Source organism: Methylobacterium sp. J-030, from assembly GCF_022829545.1.
In the GTDB taxonomy this organism is placed as follows: Bacteria; Pseudomonadota; Alphaproteobacteria; order Rhizobiales; family Beijerinckiaceae; genus Methylobacterium.
In genome coordinates, this window is the sequence record NZ_JAKSYM010000150.1 from 1 (window position 1) to 26,161 (window position 26,161).

Genomic DNA, 26,161 nt, shown 5'->3' on the forward strand with positions numbered 1-26,161 from the left:
GCCGCTCGACATGGCCCGTCACCGCGACCCGGAACGTCTGCGGGTCGATCGCGGTGGGGATGTCGGCGAGGTGGTAGCGGACGAAGAACGCGTCGTTGGGCGTGATCGCGCCCTCGTCGAACACCCCAAACGGCGTCTCCAGCTGCGGCGGGCGCGCGGTCATCTGTAGGAGCGGGCGCTTGCCCGGATAGGCCACCAGCCGACGCGCCCCGTTGCCAAACGGCAGCACCACATCCTCGGCGGCCCGGGCCGAACGCAGGCCGAGAGCCGCCGCCGTCAAAGCCAGTCCGCCGCCCGCCAGGATGTCGCGCCGCTTGGGTACAGAAGCCATCATGCTCTCCTCTCGAACGGGGAGCCGGGTCGCCCGGTCGCCCGGTTCAATCCGCGGGTGTCCCGTCACGCGACCTGCGGGTAGCCTGCCGTCCGGCCCAGCGAGTCCTGAAGCAGACGTCGGCGATGGATCCGGCCGATCCAGATCGCGGAGGCGGCGCTGACCAAGCCGGAGAGGGCGCAGTATCCGCAGACGAGCCAGGGATTGTTCGCGCCCGAATATTCCAGCAGCGCCGTCGCGATGATCGGCGTGAGGCCGCTCGCGAAGATACCGGAGAATTGGTAGACGAATGAGATGCCCGTGTACCGCACCCTGGCCGAGAACAATTCCGAGAACAAGGCCGCTTCGGGGCCGTAGACCGCCGCGTAGAGGATCCCGAACGGGATGATGATCGCGAACCAGATCGCGCGGATACTGTCGGGATAGGATACGAATACCCAGAAGGCTGGAAAGGCCGCGAGCCCCGCGATCACCGAACCCCAGGCATAGACCCGTGTGCGGCCGAGGCGGTCGGAGAGCCAGCCGAAGAAGGGGATCGTGGCGCACATCACCACCGCCGCGGCGGTGATCCCCAGCAAGGCCTCGGTGCGCGGCACCTTCAGGGTCTGTGTCAGGTAGCCAATGGCGAAGACGGCGAAGATGTTGAACACCACGCCATCGACCATGCGCGCGCCCATGCCGGCCATGATCTCGGACGGATAGCCCCGGATCATCGACACGAACGGGATGTCTGCCTCGCGGTTGGTCCGCTTGACCTTGGCGAATTCAGGCGTCTCCATCACGTTCAGGCGGATATAGGCGCCGACCGCCACGAGCATGACGCTGAGCAGGAAGGCGATCCTCCAGCCATACGCGAGGAACTGCTCCTCGTTCAGGCTGTAGGACAAGATGGCGACGACGCCCGAGGCAAGGCACAGGCCGAGCGACAGGCCGATCTGCGGGATGCTGGCATAGAAGCCGCGCTTGTCCTCCGGCGCGTACTCGAACGCCATCAGCACCGCGCCGCCCCACTCGCCGCCGAGGCCGATGCCCTGTACCACCCGCAGCAGCAGCAGCAGGATCGGCGCGGCGATGCCGATCTGAGCATAGGTCGGCGCGAGACCGATGAGGAAGGTGGCCACTCCCATCAGCATCAGGGTGATGACGAGCATGCTCTTGCGGCCGACCTTGTCGCCGAAATGCCCGAAGATCACGCCCCCCAGCGGCCGAGCGATGAAGCCCACCGCGAAGGTCGCGTAGGCCAGGAGCGTCGAGATGAGCGGATCGCTGACGGGAAAGAAAAGCTTGTTGAAGACGATGCCGGCCACGACCCCGTACAGGAAGAAATCGTACCACTCGATCGTCGCTCCGATGAGCGAGGCTGCCACGACCCGACCGATCGTTCCCCTGGCCGGCTGTGCCGGCTCCCGCTCTGGATACGACATCTGACCCTCCTCCCGTCGGTTCTGTGTTGCGGGTTGGTGCGGCGATTTCCTCACATCACGGACGCCTCGTTGGGCGTCCGCTGAAGTCTTGGTCCCCATTCACTCAGGCGTGCGCCGGCTCCGGCGCGGGCACCCCCCGCGGGGAGGCGGTGCGCACCTGCACCGCCTCCCGCGCCTCGGCAAGGATCAGATCGGAGGCCTTCTCGGCAATCATCACCACGGGGGCGCTGGTATTGCCGGAGATCAGCGTCGGCATGATCGAGCAATCGACCACGCGCAGACCCTCCATGCCTCGGACCCGCAGGGCGGGATCGACCACCGCCGCGGCGTCCGTGCCCATCTTGCAGGTGCCGGAGGGGTGGAAGATCGTCGCCCCGACGTTCCGGGCGAAATCGAGCAGCCCGGCATCGTCCGTCACCCCGGGCCCCGGTTTCTCCTCGGAGCGGATGAGCGGGCGCAGGGCCTGCGTCCCGGCAAGCCGCCGGGCGAATTTGATGCCCTCGACGGTGCATCGCCGGTCGGTCTCGGTGGCGAGGTAGTTCGCGCGCATGACCGGCGCCGCGAGCGGGTCGGCGCTGCGCAGGGTGAGGGTGCCACGGGATTCCGGCCGCAACTGGCAGACGGAGAAGGTGCAGCCGGACCAGGGATGCGGTTGCCCGCCCGCCATGTCCGCCGAGAGGGTGGCGAAGTGGAACTGGATGTCAGGCGTGCCCGGTCCGGGCATGACGCGGGTGAACAGGCCGCCCTGGTTGATCCCAACGGCGAGGGGGCCGCTGCGGGTCAACAGCCAGCGCAGGCCGATCCGCGTCTTGCCGACGATGTTGCGCAGGTCGTCGTTCGTGGTGATCGGCTTGGTGAGCCGGTAGATCAGGCGGATCTGCAGGTGGTCCTGCAGGTTCTCGCCGACGCCGGGCAGGTCGTGCCGCACCGGGATGCCGTGCGGTTGGAGGGCCGCCGCCGGACCGATGCCGGATAGCAGGAGCAGCTGAGGGCTCTGCAGGGCGCCCGCCGCGAGGATCACCTCCCGCGCGGCCCGGACCTCGATCTCGCGCCCGTGCTGGCGAATCCGCACGCCGACCGCGCGCTTGCCCTCCAGGATCAGGCCGGTCGCGTGGGCGTCGGTCTCGACGCGCAGGTTCGGGCGTTTCTCAGCCGGGCGCAGATAGGCCACCGCCGTGCTGCAGCGCAGGCCGTTGCGGGTGAAGAGCTGATAGTACCCCACGCCCTCCTGATCGCCGCCGTTGAAGTCGCCCGTGCGGCGGACGCCGAGCTCTCCACCGGCCTCGATGATCCGCTCGATCAGCTCGTGCTTGTGGCGGATGTCGGAGCACCAGAGCGGGCCGTCGCCCCCATGGGTCGCGCTGGCGCCCCGGGTGTTGTGCTCGCTGCGGATGAAGTACGGCAGCACGTCGCGCCAAGACCAGCCCGCGTTCCCGAGCTCGGCCCAATGGTCGTAATCCGCAGCCTGCCCGCGAACGAAGATCAACCCATTGATCGAGCTCGAGCCACCGAGGGTGCGGCCGCGTGGCCAGTAGATCGCCCGGCCGTTCATCGACGGCTCCGGCTCGGTCGAGAAGCCCCAGTTCAGGGTCTTGTGGACCATCGTCTTCCCGTAACCGATGGGAAGGTGAATCCAGGGCGACGAGTCGCGCGGGCCGGCTTCCAGCAGCACGACACTGTGGCGCCCGTCCGCCGAGAGGCGATTGGCGAGCACGCAGCCCGCCGTGCCGCCGCCGACCACGACATAGTCGGACTGGACACGCTCCGGCGCGCCTACGGACTGAATGCGTTTCCTCAAGATTCTCTCCGCCCCGAGGGTTTGTCTCGAAAAACGGTACGTTACGTTCGATTTGATGAGAATGTCGGGCATGTGTCAAGGTGTTGGCCGTGATTTCGGCAAGACGGGCTCGGTCGACACAGACGGACAAGGAGCGGAGCGATGCAGATCTTCCACCACGGCGACAGCCGGCGCCACGATCCCGATCGCTACTTCCGGCGGGGCGCGATCGTCGAGCATCCCGAGCGGGCGGAGCGCTATCTCCTCCTGCTGGAGGCGGCACGGGACGGGGGGCACGCCCTGCATGAGGCCGGCGATGCGGGGCTTGATCCGATCCTCGCCGTCCACGACGCGGGCTACGTCACGTTCCTGCGCGACGTCTGGGAGCGCCGAAGCGCATTGCCCGGCATCGCGGACGAGATTCTCACGGGCCATTTCGCCCGGCCGCAGATGCATCGCCGCCCGGAGGGGCTGCTCGGGTTGATCGGCCTCTACACCGCCGACACGTCAACGCCGGTCCGGGCGGGGACCTGGGCGGCGGTCTACGGCTCGGCCCAGGCGGCGATCGCCGCCGCCGACGCCGCCCTGCGGGGCTCTCCCACCTACGCCCTGTGCCGGCCGCCGGGGCATCATGCCTATGCCGATTCGGCCGGCGGCTTCTGCTACCTCAACAACAGCGCTATCGCCGCCGAACGGCTGCGCGCCGCGACCGGCGGCCGGGTCGCGATCCTCGACATCGACGTCCACCACGGCAACGGCACGCAGGGCCTCTTCTACGCGCGGAGCGACGTGCTCACCGTCTCGATCCATGCAGACCCGGCCGATTACTTCCCCTACTTCGCGGGCTATGCCGACGAGACGGGCGTGGGACCGGGCGAGGGCTTCAACCGCAACCTGCCGCTGGCGCAGGGATCGGGGGATGCGGTGTGGCTCGCGGCGATCCGCGAGGGGCTTTCGGCCATCGCCGCGTCTCGGCCGGCGGCCCTCGTGGTGGCCCTGGGGCTCGACGCATCGGAGGACGACCCGATCGGGGCGCTCAGAGTCACGACGGCGGGTTTCCGTGAGGCCGCTGGGCTGATCGCGGAAGCGGGGCTGCCCACCGCCCTCGTGCAGGAGGGCGGCTACCTGTGCCCCGCCCTCCCGCGCAACCTTGCCGCATTCCTCGACGGGTTCCGATAGACGGGCCTTCACGCCCCCGTGTGGAGCGCGAGTCCTGCCGCCCGCGGCGCCGGTTGCCCCAGGGCGCTGTGGAGCAGGTCCGGGAGTTCGTTCGGCGTGTCAGCGACGGCGATGCCCGCCGCCTCCAGGGCCGCGCGCTTGCCCGCGTAGCTGCCGCGATCCCCGGAGACGATGGCGCCGGCATGACCCATCGTCTTGCCGGGCGGCGAGGCCCGGCCGGCGATGAACGATACGACCGGCTTGCTCATTCCGGCGGCGTATTCGGCCGCCTCCTCCTCCATCGCCCCGCCGATCTCGCCGACGAGGACCACCGCGCGGGTGTGCGCGTCCTGATCGAGGACCATCAGGGCGTCGCGGGTCGTGGTGCCGATCATGGGGTCGCCGCCGATGCCGAGGAAGGCCGACTGGCCGTAGCCCGACCGCGTCAGGTTCAGGCAAACCAGCGTCCCAAGGCTGCCGCTTCGGGAGATCACGCCGATCTCGCCGGGCTGGAAGATATTCGGGTTGTGCCCCGGCATGATCCCGACGAAACCCTCGCCGGGGGTCACCACCCCGGCGGTGTTCGGGCCGACGATCCGCGTGCCGTGGGCCCGCGCCGCATGATGGATGGCGAGCACGTCCCGCATGGGGATGTGCTCGGTCAACACCACGAGGGTCTTCGTCCCCGCTTCGATGGCATCGATGGCCGCCGCCTTGGCCGCCGCGGGCGGGATGAACATCACCGCCCAGTCGAACGGCGTCCCCACCATGGCCTCCCGCGCCGTGGCGTAGACCGGCAGGCCGAGATGCGCCTCGCCCGCCCGCTTCGGGTTGACGCCGGCCACGACCTGCGTCCCGCAGCCGAGCATCTTCTCCGTCCAGAAGCTCCCCTGCTTGCCGGTCAGTCCCTGGACAAGGACGCGTGCATTCTGGCGATAGATCGTCATCGGGCTGCCTCCACCGCGGCCTGCACCGCGTCCTCCATCAAGTCGTAGGGCTCGACCCCAAGGCCCTCGCGCACGAGGCGGACGGCCTCATCCTCGCCGGTGCCGTGGATCGAGAAGAAGACCGGGACATCGGGATCGAGGCGCTTCCAGGCCGTGACGACGCCCTCGGCCATCACGTCGGTGCGGGCGAATGCTCCGCAGAAGTTGACGACAAGGCTTTTCACGCCGGGATTGGCGAGGACGAGCTTCAGCGCGGCCTCGGATTTGGTGTAGGCTTCGCCGCCGATCTCCAGAAAGTTCGCCGGGCGGCCGCCGCAATGGCCGATGACATCCATCGTCGTCATGGTGAGTCCGGCGCCGTTCGCCAGCACGCCGACATTGCCGTCGAGCTGGATGAACTTCAGTCCCTGTGCCGCGCCCTCCCGTTCGAGGTCAGTCATCGGCTCCGGCGAAGCTTCGGCGGCGAGATCCGGGTTCCGGAATGCCGCCGAATCGTCGAGGGTGAGCTTGCAGTCGAGGGCGACGACGCGGCCGTCCTCCAGCAGGGCCAGCGGGTTGATCTCGATCAGTTCCGCATCGACGCTGCCGCCGACCCGGTAGAGGGCCGGCAGGATCGCCTCGATCCGTTCCCGCGCCGGGCCGAGGTCGAGCCCATCCAGAAGCGCGCGGGCTGCCCGCGCGTCGAAGCCCCGGTCGAGATCGACCCGGTGACGGCGGAGCGCGTCGGGCCTTGTGGCCGCGACCTCCTCGACGTCCATGCCGCCCTCGGTCGAGAACAGCACGAGGGGCGTCCGGCTCACCGGGTCGGTGAGGATCGCCGCGTAGAACTCCCGGGCGATGGAAGCGCGCTCCTCCAGAAGCACCGACTCGACGCGATGCCCATCGATCACCATCCCGAGAATGGCGCCCGCCACCTCGCGCGCCTCGTCGGGCGTCCTGGCGGCGCGGATGCCGCCCGCTTTGCCGCGCTTGCCGGTCGGCACCTGCGCCTTGACCATGCAGGGGCCGAGTTCGGCGGCGGCGACCGCCGCGTCCTCCGCGCTCACGCAATGGATCGCTCGCGGCACCGGGATGCCGGCTGGCGCGAGGACGCGGGCCTTGGCGACGTGTTCGAGGAAGTTCATCGCGCGTCCTCCCGGTATCCGATCCGATCCCAGTGCGGCCCGAACAGGTCTGCCTCGCTCGGCTTGTCCTCGGGGATCGGGGTGACGAGGTGGGTGATGTTGAGGAAGTGTCGGTAGCTCAGGTTCTCGGAGATGCTGTTCTTCTGCCAGGAACCGCAGCCCATGCTCAGGGTGAAACCGAGGCCGGAATTGAATCCGCCGCCATTGCCGAAGGTGTGGGCGAAATTTACCAGCACCCGGACCACGTCGAGATCTTCGGCCAGCTCACGGGCGCGGGCCATGTCGGTGGTGTGGATGCCGCAGGAATGGCCCTTGCCCTGGTGGTCGAGGATCGCGGCGATCTTCGTCTTCGCCTCGGCGAAGTCTTTCGCCCGGTACACCGTGAGGACAAGGGCGAGCTTCTCGCCGGAGAACGGCGCCCCGCGCCCGATCCCTTCTTCCTCCACGAGGAAGTACTGCGCGCCGCCCGCCTTCTCCGGGAGCTCGAAGGCTCGGGCGAGCACGTCGGCGTCGCGGGCGATGAGATCGCGGTTGAGCTTGCCGCGCAGCCAAAGCCGATCGGCGATGCGCTGCTTCTCGTTTGCCGTGCAGAGGTAGGCCCCAGCCCGCTCGAGGGCGGCGATGGCTCGGTCATACACCGCGTCGACGATCACCACCGCGTTCTCCGAGGAGCAGGAGGTGGAATTGTCGAAGATCTTCGAGTCGCGAATCCGCGCGGCGGCGGCGTCGAGGTCGGCGGTCTCGTCGATCATCACCGGAACGTTGCCGGCGCCGACGCCGATGGCCGGCGTGCCGCTGGAATAGGCCCGGCGGACATTGTCCTGAGAACCCGTGACCGCAACGAGGTCGCAGGCGCGCATCAATGCCTCCGTCGAGTCCTTCGTGACCGGCGCGGGCAGGATCTGCACGAGGTCGGCGGGCAGGCCGATGGTCTCAAGCTCGGCGCGCATCAGATCCACCACGCGGGCGGTGGTGCGGTAGCCCAGCGGCGAGGGCGCGATGACGATGGCGTTGCGGCCCTTGATCGCCATCATCGCCTTGTTGACCGGCGTGGCGCCGGGATTGGTCGAGGGCGTCACCGCCCCAATCACCCCCATGGGCTTTGCGTATTTCACGAGGCCCCGGGCGACGTCGTGCTCGATGACGCCGACCGACCTGCCGCGGAGCAGGTCGCGCAGGGTGCCGAACGTCTTGCGTTGCTTCTTGACGACCTTGTCCGCGACGTTGCCCAGGCCGGTATCGGCCACGGCCAGTTCGGCGATCTCCCGGGCGTGTTCGGGCTTGTACAGGGCCCAGGCGAGGGCCCGCACCGCGGCGTCGGCGCGATCTTGGTCCACCCCGGCGAAGCGGCGCTGGGCGGCGCGCGCCCGCTCCATCACGGCGGCGACGGGTCCGTGGGTGGCCGGATCGTCCGGCTGGGCGAGGGGCATGACGGCGGCAGGCGACATGGCGCGCTCCTTCGAGTTGGCGAGGGCATTGCGGGTGGCGGGGGGACGGCCAGGGGCCGGATCCGGTCAGGCAGTCGGCCTGACCGGGACGGGACGGCTGAGGACGCGATCGTCCCGGTGCGTGTCCACGAAGGGCTCGTTGGGCCGCATCCGCAGGGCGAGGCCGGCGCCGACGAGCAGCAGTCCGAGGGAGGCCACGAACGGGAGGTCCCATCGACCGGTCATGTCGATGATCAGCCCGAACACCACCGGGGAGATCATCCCCGCGAGGCCGAAGCCGAAGTTCATGAAGCCCGAGGCCGTGCCCGAATACTGGGGCGCGATATCCATCGGCACCGCCCAGATCGGCGCGACGATCAGCTCGGCGAAAAAAAACGCTCCGGAGAGGCACAGGGTGATGGTCAGGAGGTCGGTCGTGAACAGCACCGGCAGCATGAACGCGAAGGCCCCGAGGAAGCCGACCACGATGACGCTGACGCGGGCTCGCGCCACGTCTCCCGTGCGCCGCAGGATCCGGTCGCTGACGATGCCGCCCACCGTGTCCCCGACGACGCCCGCGAAGAACACGCCCGAGGCGAAAATCGCGGATTTCTTGATGTCGAGATGGTGCTGGTGGAGGAAGTACGAGGGGATCCAGTTCAGGAACAGCCAGAGCGTCCAGCCGTAGCAGAAGTCGGTGAGCGTCACCGGCAGCATCCGACGGAGCAGCCGGCCCCACGGCACCGCCCTGCGCTCGCCCGCGATCTTCACCGGCGGCAGGACGGCGATCTCCTCTTCCGTGACGCCCTTATGCTCGCGGGGATCGTCGCGGAAGTAGAACCACCACAGGCCGACCCAGGCGAAGCTGACAAGGCCGACGATGATGAAGCTGTCGCGCCAGGAGAGCGCCACGATCATGAGCGCGATGAGCGGCGGCGTCAGCGCGTTGCCGAGCCGGGCGGCGGCATGGGTGATGCCTTGCGCGAAGCCGCGCCGGTCGGCGGCCATCCAGTTCGCGAGCGCGCGGGTCGCCGTCGGGAAGGCGGAGCCCTCGCCGATGCCGAGCAGGAAGCGGGCCGCGACGAGGGACATCGCCCCCTCCACGAAGCCGATCATCACCGTGGCGAGGGACCAGATCGTCCCGCAGATCAGGAGCGTCTTGCGCGGCCCCAGCCGGTCGCCGAGCCAGCCGCCGGCGATCTGGAAGAAGGCGTATGGATAGGCGAAGGCAGAGAAGGCGAGACCGAGTTCGACATTGGTCAGGCCCAGGTCTTTCTGCATGGCCGGGGCGGCTGTGCCGATATTCACCCGATCGATGTAGGTGATCAGGTACATCAGGCAGATGACGAACAGGACCCTGTCCGTCGCCTTGAAGCGTACGAGCCGTAGCATTCCGCCCTCCTGAAAAGGGGGCGCCTGGGCGTCCTCGACTCGTCCGCATGCGACGGCGTGCGGGTCACGAGAACCCGGCGTCCTTCCTACGTTTCCACCGTGACCGGCGCGAGGGGTGTCGGGTCTGAAGCCCGATTTTTCGGTCCCTCACGGTCCGATGACGGCACGCTAGCCATTGCGTGATGTCAGGAGAAATCTATTCTCTTCATCCCGATCATTCAAAAAATTGATCGATATGATTCCGGATTTTGAGATACCCCTGCTGAGAACCTTCGTGGCGGTTCACGATACCGGGAGCATTACGCTGGCCGGGAAGCAGGTCGGACGGACCCAGCCGGCGATCACGCACCAGATGCACCGGCTCGAGCGGGCCGTCGGGCGCCCTCTCTTCGACGGCGAGCGGCGCCACGGGGCGCTGACCCGCGACGGCGAGGTTCTTCTCGCCTATGCCCGCAAGCTTCTGAGTCTCAACGACGAGATCCGCGATCGCTTCGGCGGCCCTGACGTCTCCGGCCGGGTGCGGCTCGGCGTGCCGGATCTCTACGCGGCCTTCCTGCTGCCCTCAGTGCTCGCCGGCTTCGCGCGGGTCTATCCCCAGGTCGAGATCGAGTTGCGCTGCTTGCGCAGTATCCAGCTCCGCGCCGCCCTCGTTCGTGAGGAGATCGATCTTGCCCTGATGACCAAGCAGCCGGACCAAGAGGGCGGCGTCATCGTGCGGGAGGAGCCCCTGGTCTGGGTCGCGGCGCGCGACTTCGATCTCGATCTGCGGGCGCCCCTGCCGCTGGCGCTCCTGCCGTCCGGCAGCCTCTACCGCCAATGCGCCCTCGACGCCCTGGAACAGGTCGGGCGAAGCTGGACGATCACGGCGGTGAGCGACAGCATCGCCGGGCTGCAGGCGGCGGTCCATGCGGGGCTCGCCGTCTCGGTCTTTCCCCTGTGCGCTGTGGACGGGGCGATCTGCCGCCTCACCACCGCGAGCGGATTGCCGGACCTTCCGGCACTCCGGATCGTGTTGCAGCGCAAATCGAGTGACGTCTCATCGGCCGCTGAACATCTGGCGGAGTATATCCTGTCGGAACTCGGTACTATGGGGGGATGATCGCCCCCGCCTGCTCCGGAAGCAACCCGGCAATGCGGCGGCGCGACGCAATTGTTTTTGCGGTGCAGCAGACAAGATGGTAGGTCGTTTCGGCGACTTAACCACTTCTGCTGCTGTCATGAACCATCTCGAACGCGCGCGCGACATCCTCCCGATCCTCGCCGCGCTCTACGCCATGGTGATGATCGCCAACATCCATGCCGCGGCGCGCCCGGTGCTTCCCGTCAGCACGGGTATCGCCGCAACACGGGTGGTCTCAGGCCTCAAGTGGCATATGCTCGAGATCGCTCGGAACGAGCGCAACGAGGCGATTCTGTTTCCCGGGAACTGAGCGGCCGGCGAAGAGAAAGCCGCACGGAAGCGATCCCCCGCGCGGCCGATAGTCCCGACGGGATCAGGCCGGCGGCCGCTGAGGGCGCATGTCCGACTTCTCGATGCCCGCAATCGGGACAGGCTTCTTCATCGCATCCCGGCGGAAGGGCTCGCCGAGTTCCTGGTTCAGGATCACTTCGATGAAGGTGGTGACCCCGCGCGACTGATCCTCGCCCGCCTGCTGGATGGCCTGGGTCAGGTCGCGGGTGTTGTCCACCCGGACGCCCTTGAAGCCGCAGCCCTCGGCGATTTTCGCGTAGCTGAGCTTCGGGTCGAGTTCGGTGCCGACGAAGTTGTTGTCGTACCAGAGCACCGTGTTCCGCTTCTCCGCCCCCCACTGGTAATTGCGGAAGATCACCATGGTGATCGGCGGCCACTCGTCGCGGCCGATGGAGGTCATCTCGTTCATCGAGATGCCGAAGGCACCGTCCCCCGCGAAGCCGAAGACGGGCGTGTCGGGCTGGCCGATCTTCGCGCCGACGATGGAGGGAAAGGCGTAGCCGCAGGGGCCGAACATGCCGGGCGCGAGATACTTGCGGCTTCGCTCGAAGCTCGGATAGGCGTTGCCGATGGCGCAGTTGTTGCCGATGTCGGTGGACATGATCGCGCCCCGGGGCATCCCGGCCTGGATTGCCCGCCATGCCTGACGGGGCGACATCCGGTCCCTGTCTCGCTCTTGGGCCTCCCGGTTCCAGGTCGTGCCCGGATCGTCGTCCTCGTGATCCAGGGAGGTCAGGGCCTGCGCCCAGGCGGACTTCGTCTGGTGGATCAGCGCCTTGCGCTCCTGGCGGCCGGCATTGCCCGCCTCGGACGAGAGCTGTTCGAGGAGTTGTCGGGCGACCTGCCTCGCATCACCGCAGATACCGACCGTAATCGGCTTCGTCAGGCCGATCCGGTCCGGGTTGATGTCGACCTGGATGACCTTGGCCTGTTTCGGCCAGTAATCGATGCCGTAGCCCGGCAGGGTCGAGAACGGGTTGAGGCGGGTGCCGAGCGCCAGCACCACGTCGGCCTTGGCGATCAGTTCCATGGCGGCCTTCGAGCCGTTGTAGCCGAGTGGTCCTACGGCGAGGGGATGGCTGCCGGGAAAGGAATCGTTGTGCTGATAGCCGGAGCACACCGGCGCATCGAGGCGTTCGGCAATCGCCGCCGTCTCCTGCACGGCGTCGCCGATCACCACGCCGGCGCCCGCGAGGATCACCGGGAACGTCGCCGCCGAAAGGATCTCGGCCGCGTCCGCGATGGCCTGCCGGCCGCCGGCCGGGCGCTCCAGGCGCACGATCTGCGGAAGCTCCACGTCGATGACCTGGGTCCAGAAATCACGCGGGACGTTGATCTGCGCCGGGGCGCAGCCGCGCCATGCCTTCTCGATCACGCGGTTCAGGACCTCGGCGACGCGGGAGGCATCGCGCACCTCCTCCTGGTAGCAGACCATGTCCTTGAACAGGTTCAGCTGTTCCACTTCCTGGAAACCGCCCTGGCCGATGGTCTTGTTGGCCGCCTGCGGCGAGACCAGAAGCATCGGCGTGTGATTCCAGTAGGCGGTCTTCATCGCGGTGACGAAGCCGGTGACGCCCGGGCCGTTCTGGGCGATGGCCATGGCCATCTTGCCCGTCGCGCGGGTGTATCCGTCGCAGATGAGGCCCGCATTCGTCTCGTGGGCGCAGTCCCAGAAGGTGATGCCGGCCTTCGGGAAGAGGTCCGAGACCGGCATCATGGCCGATCCGATGATGCCGAAGGCGTGCTCGATGCCGTGCATCTGCAGCACCTTCACAAAGGCTTCTTCCGTGGACATCCTCATGGCGCACCCTCTTGGTGTTTCCCCGCATCGGCCCCGCCGGGCCACGCGACCGCCCGCTCCGGATGTTCCTCAAGCGGGTTGTGACGCTTGAACCATCTCGATCCGGGAGGCGCTCGCAGGTCATTCATGGACCCGCGGGCGTCTGCTCGCAACAGAAATCTCGTTTTTTTGCTTTTGTCGTTCAACTTTTTGGAATAAGGGTTGTTTCTTGATGGAAGACACGGTCGAATCCTCTCCGGCCCTCAAAGCTTTCGGTCTCTTGGAGGCGATCGCCGCCATGGATCACGCCCCGACGCTCGCGGAACTGACAGAAGTCGCCAACCTTCCGAAGCCGACGCTGCACCGCTGGCTGACGATGCTGGAGGGCGCCGAGCTGCTGCGGCGGCTGCCGGACGGGCGGCGCTACGAATTGGCCGCGCGGTCCACGGCGCTGGCCTTCGCCATCCTGTCGAACAATCCCGGTTCGATCCGCCGGCACCAGATCCTGCAGGGGGTCGTCCGCGAACTCGGGGAGTCGTGCAATCTCACGCTGCTGCAAGGGGGTGAAGTCATGTATCTCGACCGCGTGGAGGCGTCCCTGCCCCTGCGGGTGGCGTTTCAGAAGGGCTCCCGCGTGCCGGTCCATTGCTCGGCGAGCGGCAAGCTCTTCCTCGCGCTCATGCCCCGGGGCCGGCGGGAGCGCCTGCTCGTGAGCCTGCCGCTCGACAAGCACACCGCCAACACGCTGACGGATCCCGCAGCCCTCGACGCTGAGCTGCAGCAGATCAAGCGGCAGGGCTATGCCCTCGACGATGAAGAATTTCTGACCGGCCTGTTCTGCATCGCCGTGCCGATCTTCGACCGGGCGGGCAGAGACTGCATGGCGGCTCTGGCGCTCCAGGCTCCCGTCGTCCGCCTGTGGCGGGAGAACGCGCCCGATCGCTTGCCCGTGCTCCGCAACGCCGCATCGGCGCTGGCCGCGACGCTCATCTGACACCCTGGGAGATCTCCATGGACATGCCGCGAGTGGCGCCTTCGTATCCTAGGATGGACGACCTCGCGCATCGGGCCAAGACTTCCGGGGCCGTTCGCGTTGCTGTCGTCTACCCCTGCGAGACGGGGGCGCTGGCGGCGGCCCTGGAAGCGGCCGACCTCGGCTACATCGATCCGGTCCTGATCGGCCCCACCGCCGTGATCCGCCGGATCGCCGCGGAGGCCGGGCTCGATCTGTCAGACCGGGAGATCGTGGAGGCGGGGGATCCGCTGGCAGCCGCCCGGCGGGGCGTCGCCCTGGCGGGAGAGGGAGCGGTCGGCGCGCTCATGAAGGGATCCCTTCACACCGACGAGCTGCTCGGCGCCGTCGTCGCGCGGGAGAGCCCCCTGCGGATGGGCCGGCGCACCAGCCACGTGTTCTGGTTCGATTGCCCCGCCTACCACAAGCCCCTGATGCTGACCGACGCGGTCGTCAACATCGCCCCCGGTCTGATGGAGAAGGCCGATATCATCCGCAACGCGATCGATCTCGCCCACGACCTCGGCAACGCCAACCCCAAGGTCGCCATCCTGGCCGCGGTCGAGACCGTGAATCCGGCGCTGCCTTCAACCATCGACGCGGCGGCCCTGTGCAAGATGGCCGACCGGGGGCAGATTTCAGGGGCGATCCTTGACGGTCCGCTCGGGTTCGACAACGCCGTGTCCCTTACCTCGGCCCACACGAAGGGCATCGTCTCGCGCGTGGCCGGCGAGCCCGACATCTTGGTCGTTCCCAACCTCGATGCGGGCAACACCCTGTACAAGTCGCTGGTCTATCTCGGCGGCGCTGCCTGCGCGGGGCTGGTGCTCGGCGCCAGGGTGCCGATCATCCTCACGAGCCGCGCCGACTCCGTCAAGGCGCGCATCGCCTCCTGCGCCCTCGCCACCCTCGCCGCCGCGCCCCGGCCGAACTGACACCATGGTTTCGTCGTATCCCGCTCCGGGTGCACAGGGGTCCGGCGTCAGGTCGACGGCATTGTCCGTGCATCGCCTCGGCGCGGAGGGTCGCTGGGATCGGCATCGCATGGCTGCCACGGATCACGCCGTCGCCTGGACGCAATTGTTCGGCGCGCTCGATCGCGCCGGCTTGGCGCTTCACCTACAGATCCGTCGGGCGATCGTCGTCGCCATCGAGCGGCGGGTCCTCACACCGGAGGCGCGGCTCCCCTCCTCCCGCCAGTTGGCGAGCTTGCTCGGCGTGGCGCGCAACACCGTCGTGGCCGCCTATCAGCGATTGATCGACGAGGGGTTCCTCGTCTCGCATGAGCGCAGCGGTATCTTCCTCGCGCCCGGAACGAAGGCCCGCGAGGAGAGCCCACCGCGTCCGAAGCCCTCCCTCGACTGGTCGGGCCGCCTCGCCATCCGGCCATCGCAGCTCCCGCAGATTACGAAGCCCCGCGATTGGTTAAGCTACCCCTATCCGTTCGTCTTCGGCCAGTTCGACCCATCGTTGTTCCCGGCCAACGACTGGCGCGAGAGCGTGCGGGCGGCGTCCAGCGTCGCTGAGATCAACGGCTGGGCCGGAGACCTCATCGACGAGGACGATGCCGACCTCGTGGAGCAGCTGCGCCTTCAGGTTCTGCCGCGCCGGGGCGTCTTCGCGGGGGCCGACGAGGTGATGATCACCATCGGCTCCCAGCAGGCCCTGTCCCTCCTGACGCAGCTCCTGGTCGGGCACGCGACCCCCGCCGGGATCGAGGATCCCTGCTACCCCGACACCCGCAACATGCTCGGGCTCGCGACCTCCGACCTTGTCCCGCTCACCATCGACCGGCACGGGGTGGTGCCGGATGCGGTCTTCGCCGGGCGCGCCATCGCCTTCGTGACGGTGGGGCACCATTGCCCGACCACGGCCGTGATGCCGCTGGAGCGGCGCCGCGCGCTGCTCGACGCGGCCCGGCGCCACGACGTCCTGATCGTCGAGGACGACTACGAAGCCGACCTCGCGGTGGAGGGCGAGATCCCTTCGCTCAAGAGCCTCGATGCGGACGGGCGGGTGATCTATGTCGGCAGCTTCTCGAAGGTGCTCGCGCCCGGCCTGCGCGTCGGCTACGTCGTCGCGCCCCGCGCGGTCATCGCGGAATTGCGCGTGCTCCGGCGGCTGATGCTGCGCCACCCGCCCTCGAACAATCAGCGCGCCACTGCGATGTTCATCGCCCTGGGGCATTACCGCGCGCACCTGCACCGCACCGCCGCCGCCCTGGAGGAACGCGCCGCCTGCATCGGCAGCCTCCTGCCGCGTCTGCTGCCCGGCTTCCGCTGGCGCCGCGACCCTGGCGCAACGAGCTTCTGGATCGAGGGACCGCGGGGGCTCGACGCGCGAGGTCTCACCGAGCGGGCACGGGCACGCGGCGTACTCATCGAGCCGGGCGATATTTTCTTCGCCGATCCGCAGGCCGGGCGTGCCTGTTTCCGGCTGGGCTTCACATCGATCCGTACCGACCGGATCGAGGCGGGCCTCACCATCCTGGCGGAACTCGTGGTGCCTGCCGGACGCACCCCGGCCGCGTGACGTGTCCGCGCGCGTCTGAACAGGAACTGGACGCCTCGATCGCGAGCCTCTGGATCTCCCGGAACGCCCGGCCACCGGCCTAGACCCGTCGGGCCGATGCCCGCGGGCGAGGGACCTGACCGATGACCGAAGCCACCACCGAAGCGGGCCGCCGCACCCTGCTTGAGCACTTGTTCGCAGCCTTCAACCGCCACGACGTGGACGGTGTCATGGCCTGCTTCACCCCCGGCGTGGTGTTCGACACCGCCAGCGGGCCCGAAGCGCACGGGCGCCGGCTCACCGGCCAGGACGCCGTCCGTGCGGCCTTCGTCGGCGTCTGGACCGAGATGCCCGACGTCGCGTGGGCGGTCGCGGACCACACGATCGCGGGGGATCGCGCCACGTCGGAATGGCTGTTCACGGGCACGAGGCCGGATGGCAGGCGGATCGAGGTCGACGGCGTCGACCTATTCACCTTCGAGGGCGACCTGATCGCTCGCAAGAGCGCGTTCCGGAAGGACCGCCCGGTCCCGGCAGCTTGAGAGGAGAGCGGCCGTGACGCTGATCGCCGATCCGCAGTTGCGCCCGACCGGCGCGCCCTACGATCCGACCTACGACCCCCTGACTCACGCCACGCCCGGCACGAACCGGAACTATGCTCCGACCTATTGGGTCGCGACGGCCGGTCCTCCGCCCGCCGATGACGGCCCGATCACCGGCGATACCGATGCCGACGTGGTGATCGTCGGCTCAGGCTTCACCGGCCTGTCCTGCGCCCTGAGCCTCGCCCGCGATCACGGGATCAAGGCCACGGTGCTGGAGGCCAACCGGGTGGCGTGGGGATGCAGCACCCGCAACGGCGGCCAGGGCCAGACCGCCTCCGGGCGCCTCAGCCGCTCGCAATGGATCGCCCGCTACGGGCGCGAGACCGCCCTGAAGCTCCATGCCGAGATCATGGAGGGGTTCGACTACTTCACGGACCTCGTGCGCGAGTTCGACCCCGACCCGCAGGCCGGCGGCCACATCTACGTGGCGCACCGCCCCCGCACCTACGAGAAGCTCGCCTCGGAATCGGCGCTCGCCAACGCGGTGTTCGGCTACCGGACGCGGATGATGGGGGTCGACGAGCTGAAGCGCGACTGGCTCGACGAGGTCGGAGCGGTGGGCGCCCTGCACGAGCCCCTGGGCATCGGCATCCACCCGGCGAAATTCGCCTTCGGTTATCTCCGGGCCGCCCGCGCGGCGGGGGCGAAAGTCCATCCGTCGAGCCCCGTGCTCGGGATCGACCGCGACGGCGCGGGGTTCCGGGTGCGCACGCCCCACGGCACGGTGCGGACGCGGGCGATAGCCATCGCCACCGGCGGTTACACCAGCCAGGGTCTTCACCCGCACCTGCGCAGCCGGGTCATGCCGATCCTGTCCAACGCCCTCGTCACCCGCCCGCTCACGCCGGAAGAAGCGACGGCCACGATCCGCACGACCACCTTCGTCACCGATACCCGCACCCTGCGCTTCTACTATCGCCGCCTGCCGGACAACCGTGTTCAGATCGGCAGCCGCAGCGCGATTACCGGGGCGGACGCCACGCATCCCCGGCACCTGCAATTGCTGGTCGACGGGTTGCACGCGAAGTTTCCGGTGCTGGAGGGGATCCGCGTCGATTACTCGTGGTGGGGCTGGGTCGATGTCAGCCACGACATGATGCCTCGGATCGTCCAGCCGGAATCCGCTGTGCCCCTGTTCTACAGCCTCGGCTACGGTGGCAACGGCGTCTCCTTCTCGGCCCAGGCCGGGCGGCGCCTCGCAGGGCTGGTGGCCGGACGCAAGCCCGCCGGCCTGCCGATCTTCGAAGGCCCACTCCCGGGCCATCCCTTCGCCCCCTTCCGCCGGATCGGCCAGCGGATGCTCTACCGCTGGTACCACCATCGCGACGAGGCGGCGTGACGGGCGCCCCTCACGCCGCCTGCGCCGCGTCGAGGTTCGGGGGCCTGATCTCTCCGACCCTGTGGCAGGCCACGGCATGGCCCGGGCCGACGGGGAGCAGGGGCGGATCCTCGGCGCGGCAGCGATCCACCGCAAACGGGCAGCGTCCGGCGAAGCGGCAGCCTGCGGGGAGATCGATCGGGCTCGGCGGCTCGCCGCGGACGAGGTAGCGGCTCTTCAGGGCGTCGCGGGCCGGGCCGGCCGGTACGGCCGCCGCGATCAGCGACCAGCTATAGGGGTGGCGCGGGGCGGAGAAGTACGCCGCCGTCGGCGCCTGCTCGACGATCCGGCCGAGATACATCACAGCCACCGCGTCGCAGAGGTGCTGCACGACCCCGAGGTCGTGCGAGATGAAGACGTAGGCGAGGCCCCGCTCCGCCTGGAGCCGGACGAGCAGGTTGAGGATCTGCGCCTGGATCGCGACGTCCAGCGCCGAGACCGCCTCGTCGCAGACGATGATGTCGGGTCTCGTCGTCAGCGCCCGCGCGATGCAGAGGCGCTGGCGCTGGCCGCCGGAAAACTGGTGGGGGAACAGGCTCTTGGCGTCCGGCGGAAGGCCGACGCTGGCGAACAGATCATCGAGGCGCGCGGCCGCCTCTCGCCGGGAGAGGCTTTCCAATATCCGGCACGCGACGGCCCACACGATGGTCGGAATCGTCGTCAAAGCGCGCTTGGCGCAGGCTGACACCGACGAAGACGATGGGCCGGATCATCTCCTGATCGTGGGGCCGGTCCGCGACATCCTTGCGCTGGGAGATCCGCGATGAGCCTGCCGCCAAAGCTCTCGCCCGGCGCGATCCGGGATGAAAAGCGCCGCGTGATCAGCGGGAGCGCTCGGCCTGCTGCTACACACGTGGCGGCTCCGCCGGGTGCGCTGGGCTTTCGCCACGCTCAACCGGCGTCTGGTCGCGTACGAGGATTGGCGCGCCGCCGGCCTGACCATCAAGGCCGACTGAACGAGAGATCCCCGGCCGCCTCAGCGGTCCGGGGTTGCCCCAAACACATATTTTTATCAATATCTCATCGAGGGCGTGATAATAATTTTAATAAAACCTATAAAAAGCCGCTATAAATATACACACAGCGACGTAAATGAATATTAAAAGCGCTATTCCACCATTTTATGTAAGTTTAACATAGCTCACGACTGCTAATTCGAAAATTAATCCAAATAAATCTAAAATACCAAGTTATTTCTCCATTCAAGCACCTGCTTATCCTTGGGCTGAATAAGCTGCAACAGCTTTGGGCCCCATTTGTCGGCCCAAAATCTTGCGGCGATCCGCACTTTTCCACATTCCATCCGTTAACCCACAAGTCTGGGTTTTCCTTAATGTCGGTCTTCCATTAATTAAATAGTTGCTCAGCCTAATAGTCGTTGACAACGTCAGACATGTCCGAAAGTAATACTAAAGCGTCAGGCGCACCCAGCTATTTTCTTGGAGACCAAGCTAGGAGGAATGGACCCTGACCTGTGAGATCAGAGCCCACAGACGTTGCTGCATCAATCGCCTTTTGCGATAAAGCTAATCCATAATGAGCTATAGCATCTTCGCAAACTTTCTCTCGACTTCTGGCATTTAGCGATAAAGACAGCTTATCATTTTCGACAGGCCAAACCGTCACCATTTGTGCACTTAAAGGGGCTTTCACGTCACTGATGTGTAAAATGACGCTTGCATATGTTCGGCAGAACATATCAAAACGATTTTTATTTTCAGAAGTAGAACGACTTTTAAACGCTAGGATACCATAGGCTTTGAATTGCTCTGGGGGATACTGGCTGGGGCCGGCAAAGATTCGTGATGGGAAGACTTCGGATGGTGGCTTTACACTAGCTTGTTCAATAACATGGGAATTGTCAGCGATACTCCACCTCGCATAATTAACAATTACGTCAGAATTAGTTGAAATAATACCTATGGCTGCAGAAATCTGGAAAAAGTTAAGCGTAAAAAATGATATGACCCATTTTCTGCTGCTTGGATCCTAACAACTTCAATAACAGAAGATATCAATACAATAACAGCAAACAAATCAATTATTATAGTAATCGCACCTATTTATAGACCTCAAAGAAATTCTTGAATGTGAAGCTACCGCTATCGAGCCGCACGGCAACCGTAGCAGTCACCTCATACTCGAAGAAACAATCCGAAGCTGGCTATGTCAAAGGCTCTAAGCAACGAACTGGATCTCGGTAGGCGGTGATTCGGTCCCGTAGCCTATCTGGGATGAGCAGTCGTCACCATGCCAGACCGCCTGATCACGCTTGGGTAGGCCGCCTCCGCGTTGCGGATCTGGCGGGCCTCGTGGATCGCTTTGCGGGTCAGGCCGAGGTCGGCAACCGTGGCGAGGGTGTTCCCCTGTGGAACACCCTCTTGGTGTTGGTTCGACCCGAGCTTTGCTACATCGCCCCGCTCCTGCGCGGCGTCGTATTCATCCGCGAGCCGGCGCTTGGCCTGCGCCTCGATCTCGAGGGCGTCGGCCTGCGCCCTGTGAGCGGCCGTGATCAGCTCATCAATCTCCCGGTTTGAACGGCGGCTCCTTGCCCGGCGGCACGCTCTCCTCAGCCATGCTCAGCAGCATGGCGACCGTCACATAGGTACCGGTGAGCGTAGTCAGATCGACGACGCCCTGGTCTCCGAGCACTGCCTTGGCGCGTGCGAAGGTCTCGTCCGAAACCGCCTGCTTCGTGGAGAGCTCCATGCAGAAGTCGTACACGGCGGCCTCGTCCGGCTTCATACCCTCCGGTCGTTTGTTGGCCTTCAGATCGGCCGCGACCTGCTCGGAGAGCCCGGCTTTGATCGCCAGCGGGTAGTGAGCGTACCACTCGACCTGCGAGCGCCAGAGGCGCCCCTGAATCAGGATAGCGAATTCGTTCAGCCGGGTCGGGACCGACGTGTGCCAGCGCAGGTAGTCGAGAAGATCGTACATCCGCTGCGCCATTTCGGGGCTGCGGATCATCGGGTTGTACGGGCCGCCGATGCCAACGCTCGACACCTTCATGATCTTCTCGCCGACCGGACGCTGGGCCGGCGTGAGCTGTTCCATCGTCAGCTGAGGGAAGCGCGGTTCGCGACCGACAGCGCTCGTGGATGTCTGGGCCACGGACCATCCTCCGGCGGCCGCCACTACGGCGACAGCAGCGAAGCTTTTGGCTCTGAGCAGGCTCACGGATCCCTCCCTGGCACGGGCGCGCTCAGGCGCGCCTCTGTGTAAGGGGATAGTCTGTCATGCCTCCTCAGAGATCCAGTGTCCCCAACCGAGCTATGTCTTGCGCCCTGTTGGCCGCCGCTCTCACGTTCTCCGGCTACGTCGTGCTGCTCGGATGGCGGTGAGGGGAGGGTACTCAGTCAGAGGGAATTCCCGCCGCACACTCGCTCGACGGCATCACCGCTGTCCTCGGGCCGCGTATTGAAAGCGATCGGCACCGTCGGCACGGTCTCCCGGGCCGTGTTGATCAAGGCCTCGAACACCGGCAGATGCCGCGGCCAGGATCGTACACCGGCGCCGATCACAAGGCAGTCATACGAGCCGGAAGTGAGCATCTGCTTCAGGATGGGTCCAGCCTGATCGTCCGGGCGGATGAAGCACTGCTCGGCCATCCAGCCGCGGTCGCGCATATCCTCCAGCGCGATCTTGATCCCGTGGTGGATCTTCTCGGCGTTCAGCCCCGGCGGGAGAGCAGGGTCCGAGAAGTCGACCGCTTCTGGTTCGTAGCCAACCATCAGAACGCGCATCGGACCCTCCGGCGTCGGGCGGCAGATCGAGGCAGCCGTTCACGCGAGCTAGGGTCGAGGGGCGCGGCCTCAAGCCGCGATCCCATCTCCGCACAGGCGAAAACCGGTGCAGCGCTTTTTGGGTCAAAGTTGGGGTTATTGGGCCGTTGCGCCAGCAAAACCGAGCTAAACTATTGATTTTGTTGGCGCGCCCTACGGGAATCGAACCCGTGTTTTCGCCGTGAAAGAGTGGTAACGAGGCATTTTGCGGCGGTCGGCGAACGTCGACGAACTCCTAATCTGCTCTGTAGACAGAGTCTTTCGTCCTTGCAGGTTCGCTAGCGTCCGCCTACGCCTTTTCCGTACGATTTCCGTACGGAAGCGGAGAGGGCGCCATGGCTCGCACGGTACGCAACGCCAAGCTCGACACGCGTTCTGGGCGCGCCAAGCTCGCCCCTCGGCGCGAGCCATACTGGACGGTGATCTCGACCGGCTGTGCCGTGGGCTACCGGCGCGGCGCCAATGGCGGTACGTGGGTCGCGCGGATGCGTGACGGAGCCAAGCAGCATTACGACGCGCTCGGCGCCGCCGACGATAGCCGGGATGCCGACGGCCTGATCGTGTTCTCGTTCGCTCAGGCTCAAGAGCGGGCGCGTGTCTACTTTGCTCGGAAGGCGCGCGAGCTCGCCGGCTTCGATGAGGAGGCGGTTGAAGTCCCCTGGACGGTCGCGATGGCGCTGACCGACTACCTCGCCGCGCGGGAGCGACGCGGGTCGAAGGGCGTGCGGGCAGACCGCTACGCAGCTGAGGCACGCATCCTGCCGGTGCTCGGCGCGCTCGAATTGACGGCGCTGACGACGAAGCGCATCCGCGACTGGCACCATGATCTGGCCGAGGCGCCGAAGCTGCGCCGGACCGCGTCTGGGGAAGAAACGCAGCGTTTGGCCATTGTCGATTCGACGGACCCGGAGGCCGTGCGGGCGCGGCGCGCGACGGCCAACCGAGTGCTGACGGTCCTGAAGGCCGCGCTCAATCATGCGTTCCAAGAGGGCAAGGCCAGCTCGGACGAGGCTTGGCGCCGGGTGAAGCCCTACCGGGAGGCTGATGCCGCTAAAATCCGTTATCTGACCGCGGCCGAGTGCCGGCGCCTGCTCGACGCCTGCGCCGGGCCATTCCGAGATCTCGTGCGCGGCGCACTAGCAACAGGGTGCCGCTACGGCGAGCTCGGGCGGATCCGGGCGTCCGACTTCGACGCGCAGGCGCGCACCGTGATGATCGCCAAGTCGAAGCAAGCCAAGCCGCGCCATATCGCACTGAGCGATGAAGGGGCCACCTTCTTCGCCGCGCTCACCGCCGAGCGGCCGAGGACCGCGCTGGTCTTCTCCCGGACGGATGGAGGAGCCTGGGGAGCCTCACACCAACAGCGGCCGCTGATCGAAGCCTCGGCGCGGGCGGGACTTGAGCCGCCGTGCACCTTTCACATCCTACGGCACACCTACGCCAGCATGCTGGCAATGAGCGGGGTGCCGATGCGCGTCATCGCCGACCAGCTAGGGCACGCCGACACGCGCGTCACCGAGAAACACTACGCCCATCTCACGCCGACCTACGTGGCCGAGGCGGTGCGCCGATCGCTGCCAAAGCTCGGCCTAATTGACGCGCCATCCGCCCCCGAACATTTTAGAAGCGCAGAATGACTACAGAAACTCACAATACCGAATTGGATTGACTTTGATTATGTTTCTTGACAGCAAATATGTTAGCCGCAAACTGCAGGTTTACGCAACTTTCTCGTAGCCGGCCGGAAGCGGATACGAAACTCCAATACGGCGAAAGCCAGCCAGAGAGATTAATGAGAACCGCGTCGCTGGGATTTCCGGCCTCATGGCGGAGATGGAGGGAATGTCCCGTCGGCCCGCGGACCCAATATTTTTACAATAACTTAGCCTGGATGAAGCCTGCGCCGGGTGCGGGTGGCCTAGGGCGTGAGCCAGGAGCGATTGGCAGCGGACGCCGGCGTGGACTGGGCCTACCTGGGCGGGCTGGAGCGGCAGGCGGAGATCCCGACGGTGGACCTGCTCGACCGGGTGGCCGGTGCGCTCAGCGTGCCGCTGGGTGAGCTGTTCTCAGCGCCGGGACCGGACGAGGCGCCGCCGGCCTCGCTGCGAGGCGGACAGCGTAAGGGTTAGAAACCGGAAGAACAGTAGGCCAGAACCGGAAAACTCACACTGGAGTGTTCTAGATTGTTGAGGTTCAGTTGCTGGTTAGGTCAACACGCTTGGGGTTCAGCGTTCTGGCCGACACACTCGTTCAGAGATAGAAGTATCATGAAGCTGAAGATGCGAACGATCAGGTGTGGTGATCGTCTCTTCATTGGTGAGCTTGATCGCGACAGGCACGCCCTCCAGAGCGTAGCGTCGCAGTGGTCCCGTGAAGGCGACCGGCGCGATCTCAGTCAGCGTCAAAGGTTTCTACCGCGGACGCTTGGTGCTGAGCCCGCCGACAAACTTCCGCTGGGTGCTGCATCTAGGGCGCCGTAAGTGATCAGCCTGATTTTGGCCTGTCGAGGAAGGGCCAGGGGTGTGCCTGCTCGTACGCGCGTGCAGCCCGGAGCACGAGGTCTTCCCGGAGATAGGGGCCGACGATCTGCAGGCCGACGGGCCGGCCATCACTGGTGAACCCACAGGGTACCGATGCCGCGGGGTGCAGACTGAGGTTGAACGGGTAGGTGTAAGGTGCCCAGTTCAGCCAATCGTCGCCGTACGCCCCGCCCGGCGGCGTATTGTGCCCGGCCGCGAAGGCTGGGACGGCGACGGTCGGGGTAAGCAGCAGGTCATACCGCTCGTTGAATCGGGCCATGGCGGCGTGCAGGGATGCCCGCGCACCGAAGGCTGTCGCGTAATCGGCCCCGGAGACACCTTGCCCCTTTCTGGCCAGAGCAAGCAGGCCGGGATCGAGTTCGCTCCACTGTGCCTGAGGAATCGGTCGGACTGCGGACCACGCGATCGTCAGCCAGATCGGTTCGAGGATCGGCATCGGGTTGGGGAACCCCGGATCCGCATGCTCCACACTGGCACCAAGCTGCGCAAACGCTTCAGCGGCCCGCCCGACGATGGCCTCGACCTCCGGGTCGAGCCGTTCGACGTAACCGAGCCTTGGACTCCACGCGATGCGCAGACCCTTGACGCCCTTGTCGAGCGACCCGACCAGATCCGGCATCGGTGCGTGCGACGAGGTTATATCGCGGGGGTCAGGGCCGCTGAGAGCCTGCAGCGCGACAGCAGCATCGCGAACCGTGCGGCTCACCGGCCCGAGGTGCAGCGTCGGGGCGGCCGGGACAGCCGCGATCCGGCCGAGGCTCGGCTTGATGCCGAAGACGCCGCAGAACGAGCTCGGGATCCGGATGGAGCCGGCGCCATCGGTCCCGAAATGAACGACGCCGAGGTTGAGCGCCGCAGCAGCGGATCCCCCGGCTGTCGACCCTCCCGTGGTCAGCAGCGTGTTCCACGGATTGCGCGTCAGCCCCGTCAGCGGGCTGTCGCCGACCCTCTTCCAGCCGAATTCCGGCATGCAGGTCTTGCCGATGACGACCGCGCCGGCGCGCAACAGGCGCTCCGCCAGAGGCGAGTTCTGGAGGGTCCCCGCATCCGAACCGGTTCGGCTACCCTTGCGCGTGGGGTGACCGGCCCAGGGGATGTTGTCCTTGAGCGTCACGGGGACGCCGTCCAGCGGACCCAGCGGCTTGCCGTCTCGCCAGCGGGCCGCCGATGCCTCAGCGGCGCTGAGGGATCCGTCCCGATCCAGAACGATGAAAGCGTTGACAACTGGGTTCAGCGCATCGGCACGTTTGAGGACCGAGGTCACGACCTCCGTCGGTGAGCAGGACCGATCGCGGTATGCCGCCTGAAGCTTTGCGCCGTCGAGGAGGGAGGGATCACGCCCTCTTTCCTCCGCTGAGGCGCGGCGGTGAAAGGGGGCGAGCGCGAGGGCCCCCGTGACCGCTCGCCGGGTCCAACCTCCGGAGGTGGCTCCCCCGTCAGGGTCTGAGAGGTCCGCCTCGTTGTGCTCACTGTCCGTACGGCCGGTCATCCTTGTGCTCCCC

At 66.7% G+C, this 26,161-nt stretch carries 22 protein-coding genes and 1 pseudogene; 11 read left to right on the forward strand and 12 right to left on the reverse strand.

All coding sequences use genetic code 11. The features are described 5' to 3' along the window. The 3 genes and pseudogenes from MKK75_RS08640 to MKK75_RS08650 form a co-directional block, all read right to left on the reverse strand. Positions 1-331, reverse strand: a pseudogene (locus tag MKK75_RS08640) (oxidase); the annotation flags it as partial. A gap of 65 nt (positions 332-396) precedes the next feature. Beyond that, positions 397-1,755 carry an MFS transporter gene (locus tag MKK75_RS08645; protein WP_244042180.1) on the reverse strand — a complete coding sequence of 453 codons (1,359 nt, stop codon included), beginning with the start codon at positions 1,753-1,755 and terminating at the stop codon, positions 397-399. 103 nt (positions 1,756-1,858) lie between these two features. Beyond that, a complete protein-coding gene (locus MKK75_RS08650) occupies positions 1,859-3,553 on the reverse strand; it encodes a GMC family oxidoreductase (protein ID WP_244042181.1) in 1,695 nt (564 codons plus the stop codon). 141 nt (positions 3,554-3,694) lie between these two features. Here MKK75_RS08650 and MKK75_RS08655 point away from each other — a divergent pair, with 141 nt between their 5' ends. Beyond that, positions 3,695-4,711 (forward strand): histone deacetylase family protein, encoded by a 1,017-nt coding sequence (locus MKK75_RS08655; protein WP_244042182.1) that lies wholly within the window; start codon positions 3,695-3,697, stop codon positions 4,709-4,711. An 8-nt stretch (positions 4,712-4,719) separates the two neighbouring features. On the opposite strand, the gene MKK75_RS08660 is transcribed toward MKK75_RS08655, so the two are convergent. From MKK75_RS08660 to MKK75_RS08675, 4 genes are all read right to left on the reverse strand, one after another. Then, the gene (locus MKK75_RS08660) at positions 4,720-5,637 is read right to left on the reverse strand and encodes a succinate--CoA ligase subunit alpha (protein WP_244042183.1); all 918 of its coding nucleotides are present in this window, start codon (positions 5,635-5,637) and stop codon (positions 4,720-4,722) included. After that, complete coding sequence (locus MKK75_RS08665; protein WP_244042184.1) at positions 5,634-6,761, reverse strand: succinate--CoA ligase subunit beta; 1,128 nt, start codon at positions 6,759-6,761, stop codon at positions 5,634-5,636. Before MKK75_RS08665 ends, MKK75_RS08660 begins: the two co-directional genes overlap by 4 nt. Beyond that, on the reverse strand, positions 6,758-8,191 hold the full coding sequence (gene sauS / locus MKK75_RS08670) for an acylating sulfoacetaldehyde dehydrogenase (protein WP_313901843.1): 1,434 nt from the start codon (positions 8,189-8,191) through the stop codon (positions 6,758-6,760). Before sauS ends, MKK75_RS08665 begins: the two co-directional genes overlap by 4 nt. An 84-nt stretch (positions 8,192-8,275) precedes the next feature. After that, complete coding sequence (locus MKK75_RS08675; RefSeq protein WP_244042186.1) at positions 8,276-9,580, reverse strand: MFS transporter; 1,305 nt, start codon at positions 9,578-9,580, stop codon at positions 8,276-8,278. A 274-nt stretch (positions 9,581-9,854) separates the two neighbouring features. Between MKK75_RS08675 and MKK75_RS08680 the strand changes: the two genes are divergently transcribed. Continuing rightward, positions 9,855-10,679, forward strand: coding sequence for a LysR substrate-binding domain-containing protein (locus MKK75_RS08680; RefSeq protein ID WP_244042187.1), 825 nt, complete (start codon positions 9,855-9,857; stop codon positions 10,677-10,679). A 76-nt stretch (positions 10,680-10,755) separates the two neighbouring features. Further along, the gene (locus tag MKK75_RS08685; RefSeq protein WP_244042188.1) at positions 10,756-11,010 is read left to right on the forward strand and encodes a hypothetical protein; all 255 of its coding nucleotides are present in this window, start codon (positions 10,756-10,758) and stop codon (positions 11,008-11,010) included. A 63-nt stretch (positions 11,011-11,073) separates the two neighbouring features. On the opposite strand, the gene xsc is transcribed toward MKK75_RS08685, so the two are convergent. Next, positions 11,074-12,852 carry a sulfoacetaldehyde acetyltransferase gene (xsc, locus tag MKK75_RS08690; RefSeq protein WP_244042189.1) on the reverse strand — a complete coding sequence of 593 codons (1,779 nt, stop codon included), beginning with the start codon at positions 12,850-12,852 and terminating at the stop codon, positions 11,074-11,076. A 211-nt stretch (positions 12,853-13,063) separates the two neighbouring features. On the opposite strand from xsc, the gene MKK75_RS08695 reads away from it, so the two are divergent. From MKK75_RS08695 to MKK75_RS08715, 5 genes are all read left to right on the forward strand, one after another. Then, complete coding sequence (locus MKK75_RS08695; RefSeq protein ID WP_244042190.1) at positions 13,064-13,825, forward strand: IclR family transcriptional regulator; 762 nt, start codon at positions 13,064-13,066, stop codon at positions 13,823-13,825. A gap of 53 nt (positions 13,826-13,878) precedes the next feature. Then, a complete protein-coding gene (locus tag MKK75_RS08700; protein ID WP_244042191.1) occupies positions 13,879-14,778 on the forward strand; it encodes a bifunctional enoyl-CoA hydratase/phosphate acetyltransferase in 900 nt (299 codons plus the stop codon). 109 nt (positions 14,779-14,887) lie between these two features. After that, complete coding sequence (locus MKK75_RS08705) at positions 14,888-16,375, forward strand: PLP-dependent aminotransferase family protein (RefSeq protein WP_244042192.1); 1,488 nt, start codon at positions 14,888-14,890, stop codon at positions 16,373-16,375. A gap of 122 nt (positions 16,376-16,497) precedes the next feature. Beyond that, entirely contained in the window at positions 16,498-16,896 is a 399-nt protein-coding gene (locus MKK75_RS08710; protein ID WP_244042193.1) for a nuclear transport factor 2 family protein, read from the forward strand. Between the two features lie 22 nt (positions 16,897-16,918). Beyond that, positions 16,919-18,298, forward strand: coding sequence for an NAD(P)/FAD-dependent oxidoreductase (locus MKK75_RS08715; RefSeq protein WP_409567546.1), 1,380 nt, complete (start codon positions 16,919-16,921; stop codon positions 18,296-18,298). 10 nt (positions 18,299-18,308) lie between these two features. Here MKK75_RS08715 and MKK75_RS08720 read toward each other — a convergent pair whose 3' ends face one another. Beyond that, positions 18,309-18,956: an oligopeptide/dipeptide ABC transporter ATP-binding protein gene (locus MKK75_RS08720; protein ID WP_409567543.1), complete on the reverse strand. Its 648-nt coding sequence runs from the start codon at positions 18,954-18,956 to the stop codon at positions 18,309-18,311. A gap of 1,693 nt (positions 18,957-20,649) precedes the next feature. Here MKK75_RS08720 and MKK75_RS08725 point away from each other — a divergent pair. Beyond that, complete coding sequence (locus MKK75_RS08725) at positions 20,650-20,874, forward strand: hypothetical protein (RefSeq protein WP_244042195.1); 225 nt, start codon at positions 20,650-20,652, stop codon at positions 20,872-20,874. On the opposite strand, the gene MKK75_RS08730 is transcribed toward MKK75_RS08725, so the two are convergent. Together MKK75_RS08730 and MKK75_RS08735 are read right to left on the reverse strand one after the other, a co-directional pair. Beyond that, positions 20,858-21,514 carry a carboxymuconolactone decarboxylase family protein gene (locus MKK75_RS08730; RefSeq protein WP_244042196.1) on the reverse strand — a complete coding sequence of 219 codons (657 nt, stop codon included), beginning with the start codon at positions 21,512-21,514 and terminating at the stop codon, positions 20,858-20,860. The genes MKK75_RS08725 and MKK75_RS08730 overlap by 17 nt on opposite strands. A gap of 179 nt (positions 21,515-21,693) precedes the next feature. Continuing rightward, positions 21,694-22,080, reverse strand: a complete 387-nt coding sequence (locus tag MKK75_RS08735) for a flavodoxin domain-containing protein (RefSeq protein WP_244042197.1) — start codon at positions 22,078-22,080, stop codon at positions 21,694-21,696. Between the two features lie 458 nt (positions 22,081-22,538). On the opposite strand from MKK75_RS08735, the gene MKK75_RS08740 reads away from it, so the two are divergent. Together MKK75_RS08740 and MKK75_RS08745 are read left to right on the forward strand one after the other, a co-directional pair. Further along, the gene (locus MKK75_RS08740; protein ID WP_244042198.1) at positions 22,539-23,756 is read left to right on the forward strand and encodes a tyrosine-type recombinase/integrase; all 1,218 of its coding nucleotides are present in this window, start codon (positions 22,539-22,541) and stop codon (positions 23,754-23,756) included. A gap of 288 nt (positions 23,757-24,044) precedes the next feature. Continuing rightward, positions 24,045-24,248 (forward strand): helix-turn-helix transcriptional regulator, encoded by a 204-nt coding sequence (locus tag MKK75_RS08745; protein WP_313901841.1) that lies wholly within the window; start codon positions 24,045-24,047, stop codon positions 24,246-24,248. 355 nt (positions 24,249-24,603) lie between these two features. On the opposite strand, the gene MKK75_RS08750 is transcribed toward MKK75_RS08745, so the two are convergent. Next, positions 24,604-26,148, reverse strand: coding sequence for an amidase (locus MKK75_RS08750; protein ID WP_244042200.1), 1,545 nt, complete (start codon positions 26,146-26,148; stop codon positions 24,604-24,606). Positions 26,149-26,161: the final 13 nt, after the last annotated feature.